The organism is Cognatundibacterium crateris (assembly GCF_010078235.1).
GTDB lineage: Bacteria > Pseudomonadota > Gammaproteobacteria > Burkholderiales > Burkholderiaceae_D > Undibacterium > Undibacterium crateris.
The window spans coordinates 1-19841 of sequence record NZ_JAABOS010000008.1; the positions used below are offsets into that span (position 1 = coordinate 1).

At 49.3% G+C, this 19841-nt stretch carries 16 protein-coding genes and 1 tRNA gene; 6 read left to right on the forward strand and 11 right to left on the reverse strand.

Annotated elements, in window-relative coordinates; translation table 11 throughout:
• The first annotated feature begins 174 nt into the window (after positions 1–174).
• Positions 175–1779: an NAD(P)/FAD-dependent oxidoreductase gene (locus tag EYB48_RS14505; RefSeq protein ID WP_162021096.1), complete on the forward strand. Its 1605-nt coding sequence runs from the start codon at positions 175–177 to the stop codon at positions 1777–1779.
• Positions 1780–1855: 76 nt separating this feature from the next.
• Here EYB48_RS14505 and EYB48_RS14510 read toward each other — a convergent pair whose 3' ends face one another.
• The 6 genes from EYB48_RS14510 to EYB48_RS14535 form a co-directional block, all read right to left on the reverse strand.
• Complete coding sequence (locus tag EYB48_RS14510) at positions 1856–2683, reverse strand: HDOD domain-containing protein (protein ID WP_162021097.1); 828 nt, start codon at positions 2681–2683, stop codon at positions 1856–1858.
• 187 nt (positions 2684–2870) lie between these two features.
• Positions 2871–4349, reverse strand: coding sequence for a nitrogen regulation protein NR(I) (gene ntrC, locus EYB48_RS14515; protein WP_162021098.1), 1479 nt, complete (start codon positions 4347–4349; stop codon positions 2871–2873).
• 56 nt (positions 4350–4405) lie between these two features.
• On the reverse strand, positions 4406–5473 hold the full coding sequence (gene glnL, locus EYB48_RS14520) for a nitrogen regulation protein NR(II) (protein WP_408058303.1): 1068 nt from the start codon (positions 5471–5473) through the stop codon (positions 4406–4408).
• Between the two features lie 83 nt (positions 5474–5556).
• Positions 5557–6045 carry a DUF4124 domain-containing protein gene (locus EYB48_RS14525; RefSeq protein WP_162021100.1) on the reverse strand — a complete coding sequence of 163 codons (489 nt, stop codon included), beginning with the start codon at positions 6043–6045 and terminating at the stop codon, positions 5557–5559.
• Positions 6046–6177: 132 nt separating this feature from the next.
• Positions 6178–7593: a type I glutamate--ammonia ligase gene (glnA, locus tag EYB48_RS14530; protein ID WP_162021101.1), complete on the reverse strand. Its 1416-nt coding sequence runs from the start codon at positions 7591–7593 to the stop codon at positions 6178–6180.
• A gap of 457 nt (positions 7594–8050) precedes the next feature.
• Positions 8051–8245 carry a hypothetical protein gene (locus EYB48_RS14535; protein WP_162021102.1) on the reverse strand — a complete coding sequence of 65 codons (195 nt, stop codon included), beginning with the start codon at positions 8243–8245 and terminating at the stop codon, positions 8051–8053.
• Between the two features lie 61 nt (positions 8246–8306).
• Here EYB48_RS14535 and EYB48_RS14540 point away from each other — a divergent pair, with 61 nt between their 5' ends.
• The 3 genes from EYB48_RS14540 (at position 8307) to EYB48_RS14550 (ending at position 11833) form a co-directional block, all read left to right on the forward strand.
• Positions 8307–11108, forward strand: coding sequence for a bifunctional diguanylate cyclase/phosphodiesterase (locus EYB48_RS14540; RefSeq protein WP_162021103.1), 2802 nt, complete (start codon positions 8307–8309; stop codon positions 11106–11108).
• A gap of 80 nt (positions 11109–11188) precedes the next feature.
• Positions 11189–11653 carry a rhodanese-like domain-containing protein gene (locus EYB48_RS14545; protein ID WP_162021275.1) on the forward strand — a complete coding sequence of 155 codons (465 nt, stop codon included), beginning with the start codon at positions 11189–11191 and terminating at the stop codon, positions 11651–11653.
• A 90-nt stretch (positions 11654–11743) separates the two neighbouring features.
• Positions 11744–11833 (forward strand) — tRNA-Ser (locus tag EYB48_RS14550).
• 163 nt (positions 11834–11996) lie between these two features.
• Here the strand turns inward: EYB48_RS14550 and EYB48_RS14555 are convergent.
• The 5 genes from EYB48_RS14555 to EYB48_RS14575 form a co-directional block, all read right to left on the reverse strand.
• Positions 11997–13076, reverse strand: coding sequence for a fimbrial protein (locus tag EYB48_RS14555; RefSeq protein WP_162021104.1), 1080 nt, complete (start codon positions 13074–13076; stop codon positions 11997–11999).
• Positions 13073–15763 carry a fimbria/pilus outer membrane usher protein gene (locus tag EYB48_RS14560; RefSeq protein ID WP_162021105.1) on the reverse strand — a complete coding sequence of 897 codons (2691 nt, stop codon included), beginning with the start codon at positions 15761–15763 and terminating at the stop codon, positions 13073–13075. The genes EYB48_RS14555 and EYB48_RS14560 overlap by 4 nt, the downstream gene beginning before the upstream one ends.
• Positions 15756–16514: a fimbrial biogenesis chaperone gene (locus tag EYB48_RS14565; RefSeq protein WP_162021106.1), complete on the reverse strand. Its 759-nt coding sequence runs from the start codon at positions 16512–16514 to the stop codon at positions 15756–15758. The genes EYB48_RS14560 and EYB48_RS14565 overlap by 8 nt, the downstream gene beginning before the upstream one ends.
• A 180-nt stretch (positions 16515–16694) precedes the next feature.
• The gene (locus EYB48_RS14570; protein ID WP_235935173.1) at positions 16695–17249 is read right to left on the reverse strand and encodes a fimbrial protein; all 555 of its coding nucleotides are present in this window, start codon (positions 17247–17249) and stop codon (positions 16695–16697) included.
• A 625-nt stretch (positions 17250–17874) separates the two neighbouring features.
• The gene (locus EYB48_RS14575) at positions 17875–18420 is read right to left on the reverse strand and encodes a hypothetical protein (RefSeq protein ID WP_162021107.1); all 546 of its coding nucleotides are present in this window, start codon (positions 18418–18420) and stop codon (positions 17875–17877) included.
• Positions 18421–18677: 257 nt separating this feature from the next.
• Between EYB48_RS14575 and EYB48_RS14580 the strand changes: the two genes are divergently transcribed.
• Positions 18678–19025: a hypothetical protein gene (locus EYB48_RS14580; protein WP_162021108.1), complete on the forward strand. Its 348-nt coding sequence runs from the start codon at positions 18678–18680 to the stop codon at positions 19023–19025.
• 151 nt (positions 19026–19176) lie between these two features.
• The gene (locus EYB48_RS14585; RefSeq protein ID WP_162021109.1) at positions 19177–19839 is read left to right on the forward strand and encodes a DUF4272 domain-containing protein; all 663 of its coding nucleotides are present in this window, start codon (positions 19177–19179) and stop codon (positions 19837–19839) included.
• The last annotated feature ends 2 nt before the right edge of the window (positions 19840–19841 follow it).

Genomic DNA, 19841 nt, shown 5'->3' on the forward strand with positions numbered 1-19841 from the left:
GATGCCTCTTTGCAAGCCCTTCGTTCAAATAATTTCTGCAAACCGAAAAAGTTCATCCACTTCAAAATAGGTGGCGTCTATGCGCATTTCCCTCAAGCACGCAACCAAACGGTAGAATACTGCTTTTCAGATTTTCCACTTCCGTCCGGCACGGAGGCTTTTTGGATCACCACTATGTTACGCATTACCGACCTATCGCTCCCACTTGATCACACCGAAGCTGACTTAACTAATGCGATATTGGCGCAGTTAAAAATATCTTCAAGTGAGATGACTAGTTACAGCATTTTTAAACGCAGTTACGACGCGAGAAAAAAAACGGCCATCTTACTGATATATACAATTGATGTTGAGACGGTCGATAACAAGGCTGCGCTAAACCGCTGCAAAGATCATCCAAAGATTTCGGCGACACCCGACACCAGCTATCAGTTTGTGGCGCACGCAGGAAAAACATCGTTTGAAAGACCTGTAGTTATCGGCTTCGGCCCATGTGGCTTATTTGCTGCATTCATACTGGCGGAAATGGGCTATCGCCCTATCGTCCTGGAACGTGGCAAGACAGTTCGTGAGCGTACGAAAGACACCTGGGGACTATGGCGGAAACGTGAATTGCAACCGGAATCTAACGTACAGTTTGGCGAAGGCGGCGCCGGCACTTTTTCAGATGGTAAGCTATATAGCCAAATTAAAGATCCCAAGCATTATGGTCGCAAGGTGTTGACTGAATTCGTCAAAGCTGGCGCGCCTGAAGAGATTCTGTATGTGAGCAAACCGCACATCGGCACCTTCCGGCTGGTTAAAATGATAGAGCAGATGCGTCATCGCATAGAGGAACTGGGGGGCGAAATCCGATTCCAGCAACGCGTGACCGATATCGACATCCAGAACCACGAAGTTCGCGGCCTGCATATTAATGATAATGAATACCTGCCAACCAGGCACGTGGTACTCGCCATTGGACATAGTGCGCGCGATACCTTCCAGATGATTTACGACCGTGGCGTCTACGTTGAGGCCAAACCTTTTTCAGTCGGCTTCCGAATTGAACACCCGCAATCGGTGATTGACCAGGCGCGCTTTGGTCCGAATGCAGGCAATAAAATCCTGGGTGCAGCGGACTATAAATTAGTACATCATGCGAAAAATGGACGCTCTGTCTATAGTTTCTGCATGTGCCCAGGCGGCACCGTGGTAGCTGCAACCTCAGAACCAGGTCGCGTTGTGACCAATGGCATGAGTCAATACTCACGCAATGAACGCAATGCTAATAGCGCGATTGTGGTCGGTATTACGCCTGCAGATTATCCTGGACACCCGCTGGCAGGCATAGACTTTCAGCGTCAGCTGGAATCAAGAGCATTTGAACTTGGCGGCAGCAATTACAGCGCACCAGGTCAATTAATCGGAGACTTCATTGCAGGCAAGCCATCCACCGCATTGGGCTCAGTAGTCCCCTCCTACAAACCAGGTATAGAATTGGGTGATCTGCATCTGGCATTACCAGAATTTGCGATCACGGCCATGCGCGAAGCGATTCCGGCATTCGATAAAAAAATTAAAGGTTTTGCGATGCGAGATGGTTTGCTGACTGGCGTAGAAACAAGAACTTCATCTCCAATTCGCATCAAACGCGACGATCACAGTCTGTGCAGCCTGAACACCAAGGGCCTATATCCTGCCGGTGAAGGGGCTGGCTATGCCGGGGGCATCTTGTCGGCAGGCGTAGATGGCATACGCGTGGCAGAAGCGGTTGCTCTTCATATCGAAGGCAAATAAGGAAAATAAAAAAACGAGTGTTAGCTGACACTCGTTTTTTATACCTACGTAAAAAGGAATCCTGCAGCAGAGTTGGCTAAGCAATCAAATCCTGCAAGCCCTCACTCAATTCCGCGATAGGAGGCATTTCTTCAAGAAATAACTCTTCTTTTAAGCCCAGTTTTTTTGCGACAGCGGCCGGGAAAGTCGCCGCCAGCTCATCCGCAGAAAATTTAGCCTCGTCTGCACGCGCACGCCATGCAGCCAGATGCACGATGGCAGCAACCGGTTCAAATGGCTCATGCTGCAAAGGTTCAGCGCAGGCCTTAATCGCAATCGCAAAGGTTTCCGGAAAGCGCCAGCGTTTGGCAAGCTCTGCACCCACATCATAGAAATCATAGCCGAAAGAATTCATCTCGACATCGGTGCGGCGCGCATCCAGCGGGCCTGCGATTTTATCAATCTGCAAAGTCTGTTCTGGCATACCTGCATGCATCACCAACTGCCCAATGGCATGCATCAACCCCACGGTAAATGCAAAATCTGAATTCCCATGTGCCTGCTTGGCAATCCATTTCGCAGCCACTGCAGTATTCAGGCTGTAACGCCAAAACTGCTTCAAATCAACACCCGGCATTGCCTTAAATCCACCGGTCAGGCCTGAGCTGACGACCAATGTGCGCACCGTCATAAAGCCCAGCATGAGCACCGCATCATCGACACTTCCTACGGTACGTGATGCATGGTAGTACGAGGAATTTGCCAGGCGCAGCAGTTTGGCACTGAGTACCTGATCAGCAGACAGCTTACGGGCGATCTCGTCAATCGAGACGCTGTCATTATTAAAGCTGTCTATCACTTCCTGGACAACTTTAGGAATGGAGGGTAAGGCATTTTGTTGTTGAAACAGAGCATCGAGTTTCATGGGCATCTCCTGGGATGTTGGCGGCCGTGTTGCCTAGACCTGCATCTTGATCGTCATTTCACATGACAAATCGCCTTTTCTGACAAATAGCGCTACTCGCTATCAAAAATCATACTCTGATATTTGCGCTAAAGAAAACTATTTTCTCAGCGAAACAACGATCGTTGCAATTACCCAAAGAAAATATCTAGTCTTCTTTCGCTCCAACAATACCCAATTCCTGAATTTTCCGGGTAATCGTATTGCGTCCTATACCCAACCTGACTGCCGCATCATTTTTGCGGCCATGCGTGTATTTGAGTGCAGCACGAATGACAATCGCCTCAAACTCTTTGCCCAGCTTGACGATTACTTCTGGTTCAGCAGCTGCCAGCAAGGAAGCAGCTTCTGTCTCAAGCAAATCATGCCAGCTATGGTGAGCCATCTCAGTGACAGCTGCGCCCATTGAATTGCCTATGACGTCATTAGCAAGCCGCGCTTCGCCATTTAATGGTGCTGAAACTGTTACCTGAGCAGTAGATGTCAAATCCTGCGGCAAGTCTGGAATTTCCACAGTCTGCCCTGGTGCCATCACAGTAATCCAGTTGCACAGATTTTCCAATTGGCGCACATTGCCCGGGAAATCCAGCGTAGACAAGTACTGCACAGCCGGTTCCGATAAGCGCTTCACCTCAACACCCAGTTGCTTGGCGCTTTGTGCCAGAAAAAATTTTGCGAGCAAAGGAATATCTTCGCGTCGCTCACGCAAACTAGGCAGCCTGAGCCTGATGACATTCAGGCGGTGATAAAGGTCTTCACGAAACAAGCCCTCTTTGACGCGCGTTTCAAGATTCTGGTGCGTAGCTGCAATTACTCTGACATTCGCTTTTAGCGGCTGATGTCCGCCGACACGGTAAAAATGTCCGTCCGACAATACCCGTAGCAGACGCGTCTGCAAATCGAAAGGCATATCTCCGATTTCATCCAGGAATAAAGTGCCCCCCTCCGCCTGCTCAAAACGCCCGCGCCGCGTGGTTTGCGCTCCGGTGAAGGCACCTCTTTCATGCCCAAACAATTCAGACTCCAGCAAATCTTTTGGTATCGCTGCCGTATTCAGCGCAATAAATGGCTGGGATGCGCGTGGACTATGTTTATGCAATGCCCGCGCAACCAGTTCTTTACCACTACCCGATTCACCAGTAATCAAGACTGTTACATTGGATTGCGACAAGCGTCCTATCGCGCGGAAAACATCCTGCATTGCAGGTGCCTGACCCAGAATTTCCGGCGTTTCGGAAATGGTCTGCTCGACGCTGGACTCACGCAGACTTTCATCAAGTGCACGGCGTATCAATTCAACCGCTTTATCCAAATCAAATGGCTTAGCCAGATATTCGAACGCACCACCTTGAAACGCGGCGACCGCGGAATCAAGATCAGAGAAGGCGGTCATAATAATCACTGGCAATCCAGGATGCTTAGCCTTGACCACCTGCAGCAACTCCAGCCCCGATGCACCGTGCATACGGATATCGGATACCAAAACCTGCGGCGCTTCAGTTTGTAAGGCTGTCATCGCATCCCGCGCATTCGTAAAGCTACGCGTCGTCAGGCTTTCGCGGGCCAGCGCCTTTTCCAGCACCCAACGAATCGACTCATCATCATCCACTATCCAGATTGGCTTCATATTTTTCTTTTCAGTTTTATGTTCGGTTTAACACAGCGTGGCGTAAGTATTTCTCATCAGGGTAAAGGAATCAGTATTCTGAAATCCGTACAACCCGGACGACTCTCGCATTCAATCGTACCCATATGCTGAGCCACAAAAGTCTGCGCCAGCGTTAGCCCCAAGCCGCTGCCACCCTCTCTGCCAGAGACCAGTGGATAAAAAATCCGGTTACGTATTTCAGCGGGAATGCCAGGGCCGTTATCAATGATATGCAAATCTAATGCCAGCCTGTAACGCACCTTGGCCAAAGTGATTTGACGCACAACGCGAGTTTTGAAAGTAAGCACTGCATCGCCCTGGATGATGCGATCTGACAAGGCCTGCGCCGCGTTATGCGCAATATTCAGCACCGACTGTATCAATTGCTCCTTATCGCCGCGGAACTCAGGAATCGATAAATCGTAATCGCGCTGTATCGACAGTCCTTGCGGGAACTCAGCCACAATCAGACTGCGCACCCGTTCACATACTTCATGAATATTCACGTCGCCAACGATGTGCGGATGGCGGTGAGGTGCCAGTAAGCGATCAACCAAGGTCTGCAAGCGGTCTGCCTCTTTGATGATGACCTGGGTATATTCCCGCAATTCACGCAGTTGGCGCTCAGGCAGCTCAAGCTCCAACAGCTGCGCTGCGCCACGAATTCCACCGAGTGGATTTTTGATTTCATGCGCCAGATTACGAATCAGCTCTTTATTGGCCTGACTTTGATCCAGCATGCGCTCTTCACGATCCAGCTTGAGTTGCTGCACATTTTCTCTTAACTCGATCAACACTGGCATGTCTGGGTTATCCAGTGCGGTCACAATACTGTGCACATGCAGAGGTTCACGTCCAGAACGCTGCAGCGTTAAGTCCTGACGCTTGTCTGCAAACTGATGTTCGACCGCCTGATGAAACACCTGAAGCAGATCATCAGCATTCAAAAACAAATCGTTGAGCTTCTGATTGACCAGAGAGCGCGCCGAGCTTTCCAGTAAATTTTCAGCAGCGGCATTCGCGTACACCACGGCACACGCGTCATCCAACACAATGACCGCGGAAGTCAGCAAATCCAGACCGGAAAAAAAAGAAGGTGTCATCAAACCAGTATCCATAAAAAAAGGTCGCCTACCGCGACCTTCTTACGCAAACATCGTGCCCACATGCAGGCCAGTCGCTCTCTTTACTTGAGGTTAGCAATCTCACGACGCAATGCTTCGACATTTTTTTCTGTACGCGCGATGTTATCTTTCATCATCGCGGTGCGCTCCAGATATTTGGCGTAGTTACGCTCATCGCCACGCCGTTCAGGCTCACCGTTATTAAACTCTTTTTTCAACTCTGCCAGCTTCTGCTCTTCGGTTTTCAATTCATCGCTGAGTATCTGCTTTCTGTCAGCATCACGGCTTTTCTGCGTACCCTCATCTACTTTAGGGAAATCAGCCGGACTGGATGCGGATTTAGCCTGCGCTTTTTTCGGGGCAGGCGGCAAAACAGGTGCGGGCACCATGGTAATACCAGGTAGCTCCACTTTCTTACAACCCTTAGTTGTCCCGGTATTTTTGTACTCTTTCTTGCCGTTCTCATCCACACACAGGAATACCTCGGTCTGCGCAAGGGCCAGCCCATGGAAGGCAATCGTAGAGATCAAACCAATCAAAAGTCGCTTCATAATCATTCAAAAGTCAAAAACAGGCTCTTAGTGTATGCGAAGCGGGGGCAGTTCACAATCAGACGTTACCAGCCGTTACCAGTCGTAACAAAGAAAAAAGCGGGGCTAGCCCCGCTTTTTTTGCCCTGAAAATTACAGGGAATAGTACATATCGAACTCTACCGGGTGGGTAGTCATGCGGAAGCGTTGAACTTCCTGCATTTTCAGATCAATGTAGGCATCGATCATGCTGTCACTAAATACGCCACCACGTGTCAGGAATTCACGATCTTTGTTCAGTGCATCCAGCGCTTCTTCCAAAGAAGAGCAAACTGTAGGGATCAGTGCATCTTCCTCAGGCGGCAGATGGTAGAGATCTTTAGTCGCTGCTTCACCTGGGTGTATCTTGTTCTGAACACCGTCCAGACCCGCCATCATCAGTGCGGAGAAGCACAGATATGGATTCGCCAGTGGATCTGGGAAGCGTGCTTCCACGCGACGGCCTTTTGGATTTGCCACGTAAGGAATACGGATAGAAGCAGAACGGTTACGCGCAGAATAAGCCAGTTTTACCGGAGCCTCAAAGCCTGGAACCAGACGTTTGTAGGAGTTCGTACCCGGATTGGTAATCGCGTTGAGCGCTTTTGCATGCTTGATGATACCGCCGATGTAGTACAGCGCGAAGTCAGACAAACCTGCATAACCGTCGCCAGCAAACAGATTCTTGCCATCTTTCCAGATGGATTGATGTACGTGCATACCGGAACCGTTGTCACCAACGATAGGCTTAGGCATAAACGTCGCTGTTTTGCCGTAAGTGTGAGCCACGTTCCAGACTACGTATTTCAGATTCTGTGTCCAGTCAGCACGTTCAACCAGTGTAGAGAACTTGGTGCCGATCTCGTTCTGACCAGCGCCAGCTACTTCGTGGTGATGCACTTCTACAGGAATACCCAAAGATTCAAGGATCAGGCACATTTCAGAGCGCATATCCTGGAAACTGTCGACCGGAGGAACCGGGAAATAGCCGCCTTTAACTGCAGGACGGTGGCCGGAGTTGCCGCCTTCGAGCTTGGCACCAGTCGACCAGGACGCTTCTTCGGAATCAATCTTCACGAAGCAACCAGACATATCGACGTTCCAGCGTACGCCATCAAAAATGAAGAATTCTGGCTCAGGACCAAAGTAAGCTGTATCACCGATACCGGAAGATTTCAGATAGGCTTCTGCGCGCTTGGCGATGGAACGCGGATCGCGGTCATAACCCTTACCATCGGAAGGCTCGATGACGTCACATTGCATGAACAATGTGGTTTCTTCCATGAACGGATCGATATTTGCAGTGTTTGGATCAGGCATCAACAACATGTCAGAAGCTTCAATACCTTTCCAACCTGCGATGGATGAGCCGTCAAATGCATGACCGGACTCAAACTTATCCATATCAAACTGGGAAACGGGAACAGTTACGTGCTGTTCTTTGCCTCGTGTGTCAGCAAAACGGAAGTCAACGAACTTTACTTCGTTGTCTTTCGCCATTTTCAAGACTTCTGCTGCTGTCATTGCCATGTGAAACTCCTCAAATAGAGCAAAAAAAATTCGGAAATTGCCGAGTGTCCTGCCTGTGCACAGTAGAAAACCCGCCAAACTGTCTTCTTGACTTACGTATTCAAACTGCGGCGCTTAAACTCATACGTCTTATTAGCAGAATCTATGCCACCCCAATTAAAAACCCAGACATCAAGCAACAACTGCCTAAACAACTGTTTTTAATGATTTTTTGCATAAGCATTCGTAGAAAACCAATATAGCGCAAAATCAGCAACGCACCAAAACACTGCAAAAAAAATATTTCGCACCAAATTAGCGCAACGCAAAGGCGCATTCGATTTGAAGCATCTTTGTGGTGCAATTTCTTGACGCTCGATTATCTTTATTTAAATTCGTGCTCAGAATAGTGCATGCAACGCCGTTCTGCTTGATTTGTATCACACAGTAGTAATCGACTTGCAAATAAGATTGAGTCTCATTTTCCTGGCTGTGCTGCAAAAATTGCATCAAGCTTCAATTGTCGCATATACTTTCCAAAAAGAAACAATTTACTATTTTCTTCTGATCTTTTCATATCAATGTCCATTTCCTCCCATATCAAGCGAACCAATTCCAGAATCTGGGCAGCATTGGCATTCTGTATGGCGATGACATGCAGCATAACTATCATCAGCAAACTCGAACAGGCTGAGCAAAGGGAGCAACACAACCAAGCCTCAGAGCTCGCACTAATGCAAGCCCACACACTGGAGCACAAACTCGCCCATGCGCTGTCAGCCTGTTATGCAGTCGGCGCTTTTATCCAGCAGAACCAGGGAAGAACGGAAGGCTTTGCACAATTTGCCGAACAACTTCTGGAATACCACCCCGGCATTAACGCGATTTACCTGGCACCTGGTGGCATCACACAACTTGTCGTACCAGCAAGCCTGAGCAGCGTGGGTCTAGGCATAGACCTCATACACGACAATTCGCGCAAAACAGAGGCTTTGCTGGCTATCCAGAGTAAGCAACTGAGCCTGGCTGGGCCCTTAGAGCTGAAACGCGGTGGGGCTGGTGTCGTTGGCAGACTACCGATTTACTTGAGCGACGCAAGCGGTAAGGAAACACTTTGGGGCATCGTCTCTGTGGTCATTCCGCTACCACAAATTCTGAATGACGCCGAGCTTCCGGAGCTGGCTAAACGCGGGCATCAATATGAACTTTGGCGCATACATCCGGAAACCGGCAACAAGCAGATAATTGATCAAAGTGCACACTTTTCAGACAAAGGCAGTGTGCGTCACAGCTTTAGTTTACCTAATACAACCTGGATCTTAGACGTCAACATCAGCAGCGTTAAGGGGTTGGCCTATGCTCCTCCTTTGAAGTTTGGAATAGCACTGCTATTAAGCGCAATGCTGGCGGTCATGACACATTTATTGCTATCAGCACGTGAACAAAAAAAAGGCTTGCGCAAACTGGTGAGTTTGCGCACAGGCGAGTTGGTGGCGCGGGAAAAAGATTTACAACGCGCGCAATCCATATCGCAGACCGGGAGCTGGATTGCCGACCTGAGCACCATGGAAATCCGTGGTACGGAACAGGCCTTTCGCATTTGGAGTATAGGCCAGAGAACCACAATTTCCTGCGAATCTGTCCTGGCGCAGATACATCCCGAAGATCGTGCTATCGCACTTGCCGGCTGGCAGCAAGCCAGACAAGGACATGCCGCATCGGTGGAATACAGATTGCAGCTAGGCGATCAACTCAAATGGGTACATTCCCAGATTGAACACGATCACGACCCGATCACTGATGCAATGCGCTGCATAGGGACTGTTCAGGATATAACCGAGCGCAAAAAAATTGAAAATGATTTAAGGATCGCTGCGATTGCCTTTGAAGGACAGGAAGGCATTGTCATCACCGATCAGCACAGAAACATCTTACGCATCAATCAAGCCTTCACCCGTATTACCGGCTATGAGCGGGACGAGGTGCTGGGAAAAACCACCAGCTTATTGAAATCCGGCATACATGGCCCCGCTTACTATGCCGATATGGCTGAGCAACTGGAAACCCAGGGACTATGGCAGGGGGAAATATGGAACCGGCGCAAGAATGGTGAAATTTACCCGGAATGGCTGACTATTACCGCCATACGGTCTGCAGACGGCGGCATCGTCAATTATGTTGGCACCATGCTCGACATTACACAAAGAAAAGCGACTGAAGCCAAACTGGAACATCTGGCCTACCACGATCCGCTGACAGGGCTCGCCAACCGCCGCCTGCTACTGGACAGACTGCAACATGCGCTAGTCAGCAATGCACGCAGCCATCGTTACGGCGCAATCCTGTTTTTAGATCTGGATAATTTCAAAACGATTAATGATACTTCGGGTCATGGAAAAGGCGATTTATTGCTGCAGCAAATTGCGAAGCGACTGCAAGTCCGCACAGGAAAAGGCGATACACTGGCCCGCATAGGCGGCGATGAATTCATCATCATTCTGGAAGACCTCAGTGAGAATCTGCGCGATACAGCCATTGAAGTCAGGTCATTTGCCTCTGGCATACTGGAAGACATCAAACGCCCGTTCGACCTCGATGGCCAACCCTTTCATACCACGGCAAGCATAGGCATAGACCTGTTTGGCACTAGCGAAACCTGTGCTGAAAACATGCTAAAACAAGTGGAAGTTGCCATGTATGAAGCCAAAGCGGAAGGCGGCGATCATTTCTGCTTCTTCAATCCCGATATGCTCAATATCATCGCCGCCCGGGCCGCGATGGAAAACGATATACGCACAGGTATCAGCGAGCGGCAATTCACCCTGTTTTACCAGCCACAAGTTAACAGTGCAGGAAAATGGATAGGTGCGGAAGCACTAATACGTTGGCGACACCCGGAAAAAGGCATGATCTCTCCTGCTGAGTTTATCCCTTTAGCCGAAGAATCAGGCTTAATTATCCCGCTCGGAAACTGGGTGATACAAGAGGCTTGCTTACAATTGAAATCCTGGTCAATCCAAGCCGCCAGTGCGCATATGACGTTGGCAGTTAACGTCAGCGCCAAACAATTCCGCCAGCCTGATTTTGTCGATGTTGTTCTGAATGCACTCAACTCCAGCGCTGCTGACCCAAGAAAACTCAAAATCGAACTCACAGAATCGGTACTGGTCGACAATGTAGAAGAAATCATCGCCAAAATGCAGCTATTGAAATCGCATGGTGTTTGCTTTTCGCTGGATGACTTTGGCACAGGTTATTCCTCCCTGACCTACTTAAAGAAGTTACCTTTGGATCAGCTAAAAATTGACCAGTCTTTTGTGCGCGATATTCTGATTAATCCTAACGATGCCGCGATCACACGCACCATTATCGGACTTGGAAAAAGTCTGGGACTGGCCGTAATTGCCGAGGGCGTGGAAACCGAAGCGCAGCGCACATTTTTGCAAAGTCAGGATTGTCATACCTTCCAGGGATATTTATTCGGAAAGCCATCTGCTACACTCGATATTCCACACAAAACACCGCTTGCTGTCTGATTGCACTGCCTGAGGGTAACTCAGAGCTCAGTAACAGTGCAGGTATCAGATCAGCATCTTATCCCCGAATGGAAACGATGATGTCAGAAACAAGTCTGATTGCGCTGGCCAGACAGCGCGCAATAGAGAGCAGCCTGCCCTATGCCGGAGCGCTGACGCCGACAGAAGCATACGCCTTGCTCCAGCAGCAGGATAAGGCCATCCTGATCGATGTCAGAACCAATGCTGAGCGCGACTGGGTCGGGCGGGTAGTGCTCGCGGAAACCCAGCACCACGCTGTGCAATGGAGCCTGTACCCGGGAGGCACCCCCAACCCGGACTTTCTGACCCAGCTTGCTGACATTTGTCCGGATAAGGCGACCCCGCTGCTGTTTCTTTGCCGCTCAGGAGTACGTTCGCGCCATGCTGCCAAGCTGGCAACAGAGCATGGCTACACCCTGTGCTTAGATATCCTTGAAGGATTCGAGGGAGACAAAAATACCCTAGGCCACCGCAAGAGTGTCGGCGGCTGGTGTCAGCACGGATTACCTTGGGTTGGCGCTTAAATTCATGTATTCGCAGAAAGGGGCTTCCATCTTTTATAAGTCTTTGCTAGAATAGCGGACTTCGCTGATGCAGAAATGCAAAAGCATGTTGGAGAGGTGGATGAGTGGTTTAAGTCACACGCCTGGAAAGCGTGCGTAGGTTAATCCCTACCGGGGGTTCGAATCCCCCCTTCTCCGCCAGGATTAAAAAACGCCCTTGAGCAATCAAGGGCGTTTTTGTTTTTACCAACCAACATCCACACTACAGGGACAGATGCAGGTGGCTGATTATCTTCGCATCGCTGAGTAAATTAGAGCTTCGTCATCCGTATCGCCAAGCAAGCAGCCAGCTTACCGCAACACCCTATTCGTAGTTCATAGTAAAAGTGACCGTCGCTGCCACATTACCCGCAGAAACCGATGCAGCTGTCTGAAAATAACGGGCACTGTAAGGAATGCTTAAAACACCGTTGGGAGACAGTCCAACCGGCGCCTTCAATCCAAAGGTAACAGGAACACCAGCTCCATCCTGTATCTGCACTCCCACACCAGAGGCAAAGCCAGCTCCGGTAGTCGGCTGCACAACACCGGCAAAGGTCGCAGACGGATTAGCAGTACTCATCGTGACCTTCACAGTCGACCCGGATTGGCAATTAAGACTCAGGGCAAACGCTGTGTTGCCAGCGGCCGATCCCAGGCCAGTCAGGGCCGATACGGGAATGGTTGGCATATTTACCGTCATATTGACGGAGCCCGCAGAAACACTGCAAGCGATCACATTGACCGTCGTTCCTCCGTTTAAGCTAACAAAAACATCTGGAGAGAAGTTGGTGCTGTTATTCAGGCCCAGCACGACCCATTGAAAATGGAATAAATTTGTTTTCGCTGCCACTGCCCCAGGTGTCACAGCCCCGGTTTTAATGAACTGAAAAGTCACAGCATTAGTCGCAACAGCCCCAGATGCGGCCACAAAGGCGAAATCATTCCCCATAGGCGCCGTAATTCCCAATGTATCGTTGACCAGCAAGCCCACGCCAGGGAGGTTCGTAGGAATAATTATCCCGCCACCACTACGCGCAGTCCATGCTGCAGGACTAGCCGTCCGGAACTGAATAAACGCCTGCCTTGGATTGCCCGGACTAAAGTTATCAGTAGTGGTACAGGTAAAAGAGTAATTTTGAGAGACAGGTGTGCCGATCAAAGTCCCGACAGGGGCATCCCTTGGAACAGTCACTACAGCAGGCATAGTGAAACTGGTCGGAGCCGAAATGATGGAGCAGGAGGTGCTTGCATGGGCAATAAAACAATAAGCAGTCAGCAGCATCAGCAGACCTAATTGACGCAAGTGGCTCAGCCACCGTGAGCACGCCCCCTTCAGGAAGCAGCGGTTCTCAATTTTCCGTACCGTTTTATCTGACTGCAATTCAAAGTCGTATCCCATCATGGTTGTACTCCTGTGGTTTGATCGCCAGCCACTTTCGCAAATGTAGATGCTTTAGGTAAACAAATTGTTCTGATAATTTCATATGCCTGCTCCGCATTTGACCCGGATTTTTTTTCGGGCACCTGATATTGCAAAGTGCAACCGTCTGGCTGATCATCTGCCATCCAGCTAACCCGAAGCGTTCCGCGTGCTGACGGCAACTGAGCAAAAATACGCCCCCCCTGACTAACAATACCCACATCCTGCTGCGCATGGTCAGTCACCTGTGCACCGAAAGGAATCGGTGAGCCATCAGGCAATGCAGACTGGATAATCGCCATGCGTTGAAGACTGGTTTTAAAGCGCATCTTGACGATAGCACCAGCATAAGGAGCGACTTCCTGCGTAGTAGACTCGAACTGCACATCCAGCGGCAAACCTTTCGGACTCACTTCGATAGTGTTCCTCACGAAGGGTGTCATATACGGGACGATTGCCCTGCCTTGCTGATTAAGCCGGACACCGCTTGCATTCGTAATTTCCGCACCGGCGGCACCAGGCGCCTCAACGATACCAATGGTTTCACCAAGACTTTGGCCGAACAGCAGCCCTCCTTCGTGCAGCACTATCGATCCGGCAGCGCTCAGCGACTGCTGGGAATAATTGCGTCCTTTACCTGCACTCAGTGCCATTCGGGCGTAAGGCCCCCGGTACTCCCCGATTGCGTTCACGGCACTACCCGCATTGCTGTCATTAGACACGCTGGCACCATAGCTGAATTCATTCTGCTCACCAGCCGAGGCATTAAAGCTTGCGAGCGCGGCAGTTCCCCCCTCAGGTTGACTGGAGGTCAGACTGGCGGTGATATTTTTTGCATGGCCGTTTTCATCATCCAATGGGAGAGTAAAGCCAAGGTAAAACTGATTGACATATTGATTTGAGAAAACGTCTTTACTGCGAGTGACTGACAGGTTGTAGTTCAGGCGTCCGATATGGTTGTTATAGCCGACCTGAAACTGGGTATCGTTGCCATAACGATTCCAGTAATTTTGAGTTGTTCCCATCAGGTACAGGGTACCGGATTGATTGCCCAGGCGCTGATTCAGCGAGATGCTAAATCGATTACGACTGCGATCCAGCGAAGGCAACAAACCAAGTTTGGCACTGTCATGCAGCAATGCTGCATCGGTCAAATTCAAAAAACCGCTAGTCGAATATCGATAAGCAGCAATGGCAAGATTAGTGTCTGTCTTTGGCAAACTCAGGTTATATGAAATGCGCAGACTGCTGCCATTTTGTGTTGCAGCGCCAGGAATTTCAGCTTGAGATTGTGTCAAATCCAAGCCCACGGCGCCCACCTCAGTATTCATAGCAACACCGCCTAAAACGGAATGGTAGGCTGGTGTCGCAGCAATACCTCCATAGACCGTCATTTGGCTATTAAGGCCATGCTGTAAAGTAGCCTGGACGACATTGACAGATTCCATCAGTCCTGGTTGTTGCAAGCGTCCCGCTGCAATATTGAAACGACTGACTCCGGGGCGCAATAATTGCGCCACATTCGCATATGGCACACTGAAGATTCTCTGTCTGCCATCTGCTTCTGTAACCGTCACTTGCAGATCACCGCCATATCCGGTCGCATACAAATCCCTTATTTCAAAAGGACCGGCAGAAACCGTGGTTTCATAAATCAGATAGCCACGCTGGCGTATCGTTACTTTCGCATTACTATCAGCAACGCCTCTGACCACTGGTGCATACCCACGCATGGAGCTGGGGAGCATGCGGTCATCAGAACCCAACTGAATACCACGGATAGAAATCACATCAAACAAATCATTGGACGTATAGCTGTCACCGATGGTCACTTGTGCATTCCAACCTGGCACACTGGTTTGCACATAGCTGGCCATGTGCTGCCAGGAATGACGCGAGCCATTGGACCCTCCACTTTGCCAGATCAATGCAGAACTCTGGCGAAAACGCCAGCGATCCCAGTTAAAACCTGCATCTAATCCGAGGAAGGTATTACTTTGGGAAACTCCTTGTACTTCCGTACGATAACTATTAAGAGTGTAATTAAGACTGGCTGCGGTCACACCCAGGTCCCAGAATTCCGGATTCACATAACCTCGGGGAACGCGGTTTTGCACAGCTTGTGGAATCGTGATCTCCAGACGCTGATCCGCACTATCAAAACGCTCGCCAGCATCTGGCAGCAAGCTCTGCAAACTGACGCAAGCGGACGGCACACTCAATTGTTTCATCGCTTCCGCTTGCAACTTTTCAAAGTTCACATTCGCACGCAACAGCAATTCCCGCGTGTAGCAAGCATGCGCACTGTTGCCTGAATCTGGAGCACGAAACACGACGGTACTGATTCCCATCCATTGATCGTTGATAAACACATCAACCCGATATGTGCCGGGCAAGACGACATTTCCTCGCTCAAATCGTTTTAAATCCAGTCCCTTGCTACTTCCACTCAAAAATGCAGGATTAAATGTCTGTTCCGTATTCTGGCCAGACTGTTTTTTTTCCTCTTTAGCTGGCGCTGAAGTGGATTCGGCAACTGCTTGTACCGTGTCAGCACAAGCAGCACCCTGTATCAGTACAAGCACCGCCCCCATAATGACATTGCGTCGACATAAGTGCGTCGCCGCCAGTCTGCGCATTCGTGCAGACTGATCGGAATAATCAATCATGGAGCACTCCGAGGAATACAGTTGTGCCGCCAAAATCATTGATGATACTAAAGCTCAAATCCGGGTTTCCAGCCTTACAGGAATTCAATCCTTTCATACTGAAGCGCATCTGAGAAAATGGAGCAATCATGCCGGTATCCCCTTGAATGCGTTGTCCACCCACATTCAATTCCAGCGCATTAATAGTTATATGGAACGCAGTCGGATTATCGGCTTCCAACATGCACAAACCGCTCGCACTGTCAGGCAGGAGTTTCCAACGCAACTGCTCAGGCGCTTTCACACCACTGGCTGTCAGTGCTTTGGGCCGGAAAAACACTTTAATTCGGGACCGAAAAGCGAACTGCAGCATATTTTTTTCCTGACCCTCAATTTGTTTGGGAGCAGGTGGAATCTCCAACACATTTAACCAAAACACTGATTCGCGATCCTGAGGCAAAGGCTCACGCGAATACAACATACGCAGGGTCTGACCACGATGCGGCTCCACACGGAAGATTGGTGGAGTCAGCGTAAATGGGGTAGTGACTTTATCGGGCGTCACGGTGGCATCCCCATTGTCCATCCACACTTCGACCAGGGCCGGATATTCGCCTTCATTGCTCAACCTGACTGTGGCTTCCTGGTCTGACTCTCGAAAAATCACCCGGGTAGCACCCACCACAATACCTGCCTGAGCAGACGAGAAACTCTGCAATCCCAGCAAGAAAAGCATGAGCCGAATGGAAAATCGGGATATAGAAAATTTCATGATGTCTATCTGTGAATAAGATCAAATGTGTACCTCAGATTGACAATATTCATCTGTGTACATGCGTGGCGGAACAGGTTTGACCACCCGAATACTTCTAGCGGCTGCGGCACACCGTGCCACAGTCACGCTTTCCGGGTATCAGCTTCATACTCAAACCAATACACCGGACTATCAACATTACTGATAAATCATCGTGAAAGTCACACTGCTATTGGCAGAACCTGCACCTGAAGTACCCGTCGCAGTGTATTGAGCAAAGTAACTCAAGGTAGCGGATCCGGAATTAACATTTCCGATCTGGCTGTTCTGGGTTGCCAGTGGATTGCCCAACAAAATTTTGCTGGCATCTGCATTCAGCAATTGTAATTCTACGTTTGCTGCCACGCCTGCCCCTTGCAGGGTCAGGTTATTGGTCGACGTGTTAATGGTTGGACCAGGCTCAAAGTAAGTCTGCGCTTTCGTCATCGAGGCAGAGCAATTTGTCAGCGCGATGGAGAAAGGGGTACGACCAGCGACACTGCCAGCACTTGGCAAGGCCGCGGTGGATACCGTAGGCAGGGCAACGTTAATCGTTAAAGGAGAAGTCGCACCATTAAGATTACAAGTCGATGCGGTTACCTTGCCAGTGATGTTGATTGTGCCGTCGATTGCCGACGCTGTTCCTGGCAGGAGCGCGAACAGACTGACCGTTGCTGCGGTCATTGCTGACAATAAGGAAGATTTTATTTTCATACTATACATACCTTTCTTTCAGTGGGAATCATAAAAAATAAGCTCACGAAATCAGAAGTATGTGAAACGCGGGATGTGAATCCGGTGAATTGGCAATCTTGCCTGCGACGTTTGATTTCATACTTTTCAATTCGTACGCAAAGGGTAAATAAACAAAATAGCACCGTATGTTCCTTACCCCACTAATACACAAAATTGCCGCTTACTTTCTACGCCATACTTTTGAAATCCGTGCGCGAAGTATAGGTTGTCAAGAAAACAGGGTATGTCATTGAATGTTAAATTTTTTAACTGAAAATGTTAAGCGTTGTTAAAAATTTCATATGAGAAATGGAATAATTTCCTAACAGAATTTTAATTTCCCTTATCACATCAAACGAAACTCAACTGCACTCAACTCAGTGCCATCCAAGCGGGATTTTTCCTACGCTGGTAGTCGAAAAAAGCAACATTAAAATGCAAAAGACCGGTCAGCAAAATTGCATGACCGGCCTTGAAAGCCTGCACAACCTGATTTGAAACTTTCCAAATCAGGCTTACGCCAGAAAGTTAAAGTAAGAGCTTGCAGTTGCCTATTATTTACTCATTTTTTATGATTACTTTTTCGTTATTTACTGAACATTAGTTATTGATATTCGGTAGTCACCAGAATTTTTCCTTGCAAGCCAGGATTTTTATCCAGCACTTCCGCGAAATCAGACCATTGTACCTGGCCGCGCTGTAGGTAAACATGAGAACGCAAAATGAGTTGAGTTGCTTCATTACTGAGTTTGCTCATCCCGCCAGCTTGCAAAGTGTGTGACTCAGTCGGCAACACTTCTGCTGTCGTCTTGACTTGTGTGATGGAGGAGTGACACTGATTATAGGAAACGACCTGACTGATATCTGCTGCCTGTACGTGACATGTCGCTGTAGTAACTGCTCCACTGAAAGCGATACGTCCATCTTGGGCTGACGCTGCCCCAGCTGCAGCTAGCATACTCAAAGCAGTGGCGAAGGTAATGGCTAAAGTCTGGGTTTTCATAATGGTTTGCCTTTTATTCCCGGATGAAAAAGAAGGAAAACCAAATGTCTGTTGCGCCGTCAACCAGCGCTCCAAGCTGCAATTTAGTTTCCATAAGGGAATAATAGATTTTCCAAGAGGAAATTTCCAATAGGGAATTTCAATCAAGTTCCAGGTCTGAGAGAGAAAAACCACGCAGTTTTAGTGATACGCAAACTTAGCTTAAAACTTTGATCACCAACGATATGATAAGGATCATGGAAGCATGGTGTTACTGTTAAGAATTATCTGTTTTATCCGTCTGTCCCTTCGTTTTAGCATTCTGTCGCAAGGTAATTGAGCGACTAAATTGTGAGGACTAACATGCCTGCATCAACCAAAAAAACAACGCCTGTTCATCCACACTCAGTACAAGGAGCAAAATCATGAAAACGAAAAAAACTTATATTGCATTTGGCATCCTGACTTGCGCAGCCATCCTGGCCTTAATTTTTCAACTTTCGCCAGAAACCCATGTCGTCTGGGATGATGAAGAAGTCGGTGGTGTCGTCGGCTGGGGACTAGGCTTTTTTGGCATCCTGATAGGCTTGGGCGCGAGTTTTTTTGCCTTGCTGATTACGGGTTTGGTCTTTGCCAGTCTGTCGGCAGTTATGGTGCTGGTATTTGCCGCAGTCGTACTGGCTGTCTGTTTTGCGCTGGCGCCCCTGTTACTGCCCTTCCTGATCCTGGCTGGGCTGATCATGCTGATGTCACGCCGTAAAAGCGTGTCCTGAACTGAGCTAAGTGCAGAGCTAAGCTCATAGGTCAGCTAAGCTGGCAACTCAGATTTCAGCTTAGCTGTACGGTAAGAAAATCAATAACACTCCCATCATTCATGCAGGCAGAGGCTGGTACAATTCCGCACCCATTTTCTCCTGCATGACCATGAAATCTCCGGAACTACGCAAAGAACTCTCAGAACTCACACTGCATAAGCGTGGCATACGCATCAATCTGCAATTACCACTGATAGAAAGCGAAGACGAGGTCACGCTGCGCAGCAGGGAACAATTGCGCGATCGTTTACTGGCTCTCCATCTGTGTTGCCTGGCTGCCCAGCCTGAGCAGCAAGCGGATCTGAACAATCTGATCACTAAGCATAATCTGCAGCACATTCTGTCGGCACAGGAACAAGCCTGGATAGCCCACCAACAGCAGCCAGCTGCGCTGCCTGACTTCGCCATGCATTGCAACTATGCGCTGCATTTCCTGCAATGGGCAACCGGCCTGCAGCCCGCACCAGGTATGCCTGACCGGGCTGAGCGCTTAGCCGACCTGAGTATGACCCACCATCTATTCGAGACCGCGAACAGTCCAGCTTCGGCCCCTGCTTCACTACGCCTGCGCAGTAAATCTGAATTGCTGGACTGGGCTGATTTACTTTATCGTTTGCACTGGTCCGTGCGGCATGCCCACATCACCAACAAACCTACGCCAGGCAGACTGCATTCAGCCAGCGTACTGGCCTGGCATCAAGCGGCTAACTGGCTGATCGCTTACGACAATGAAGATGACTGGGATCAGGTCAGTACCGAAACCGGAGGCTGAAC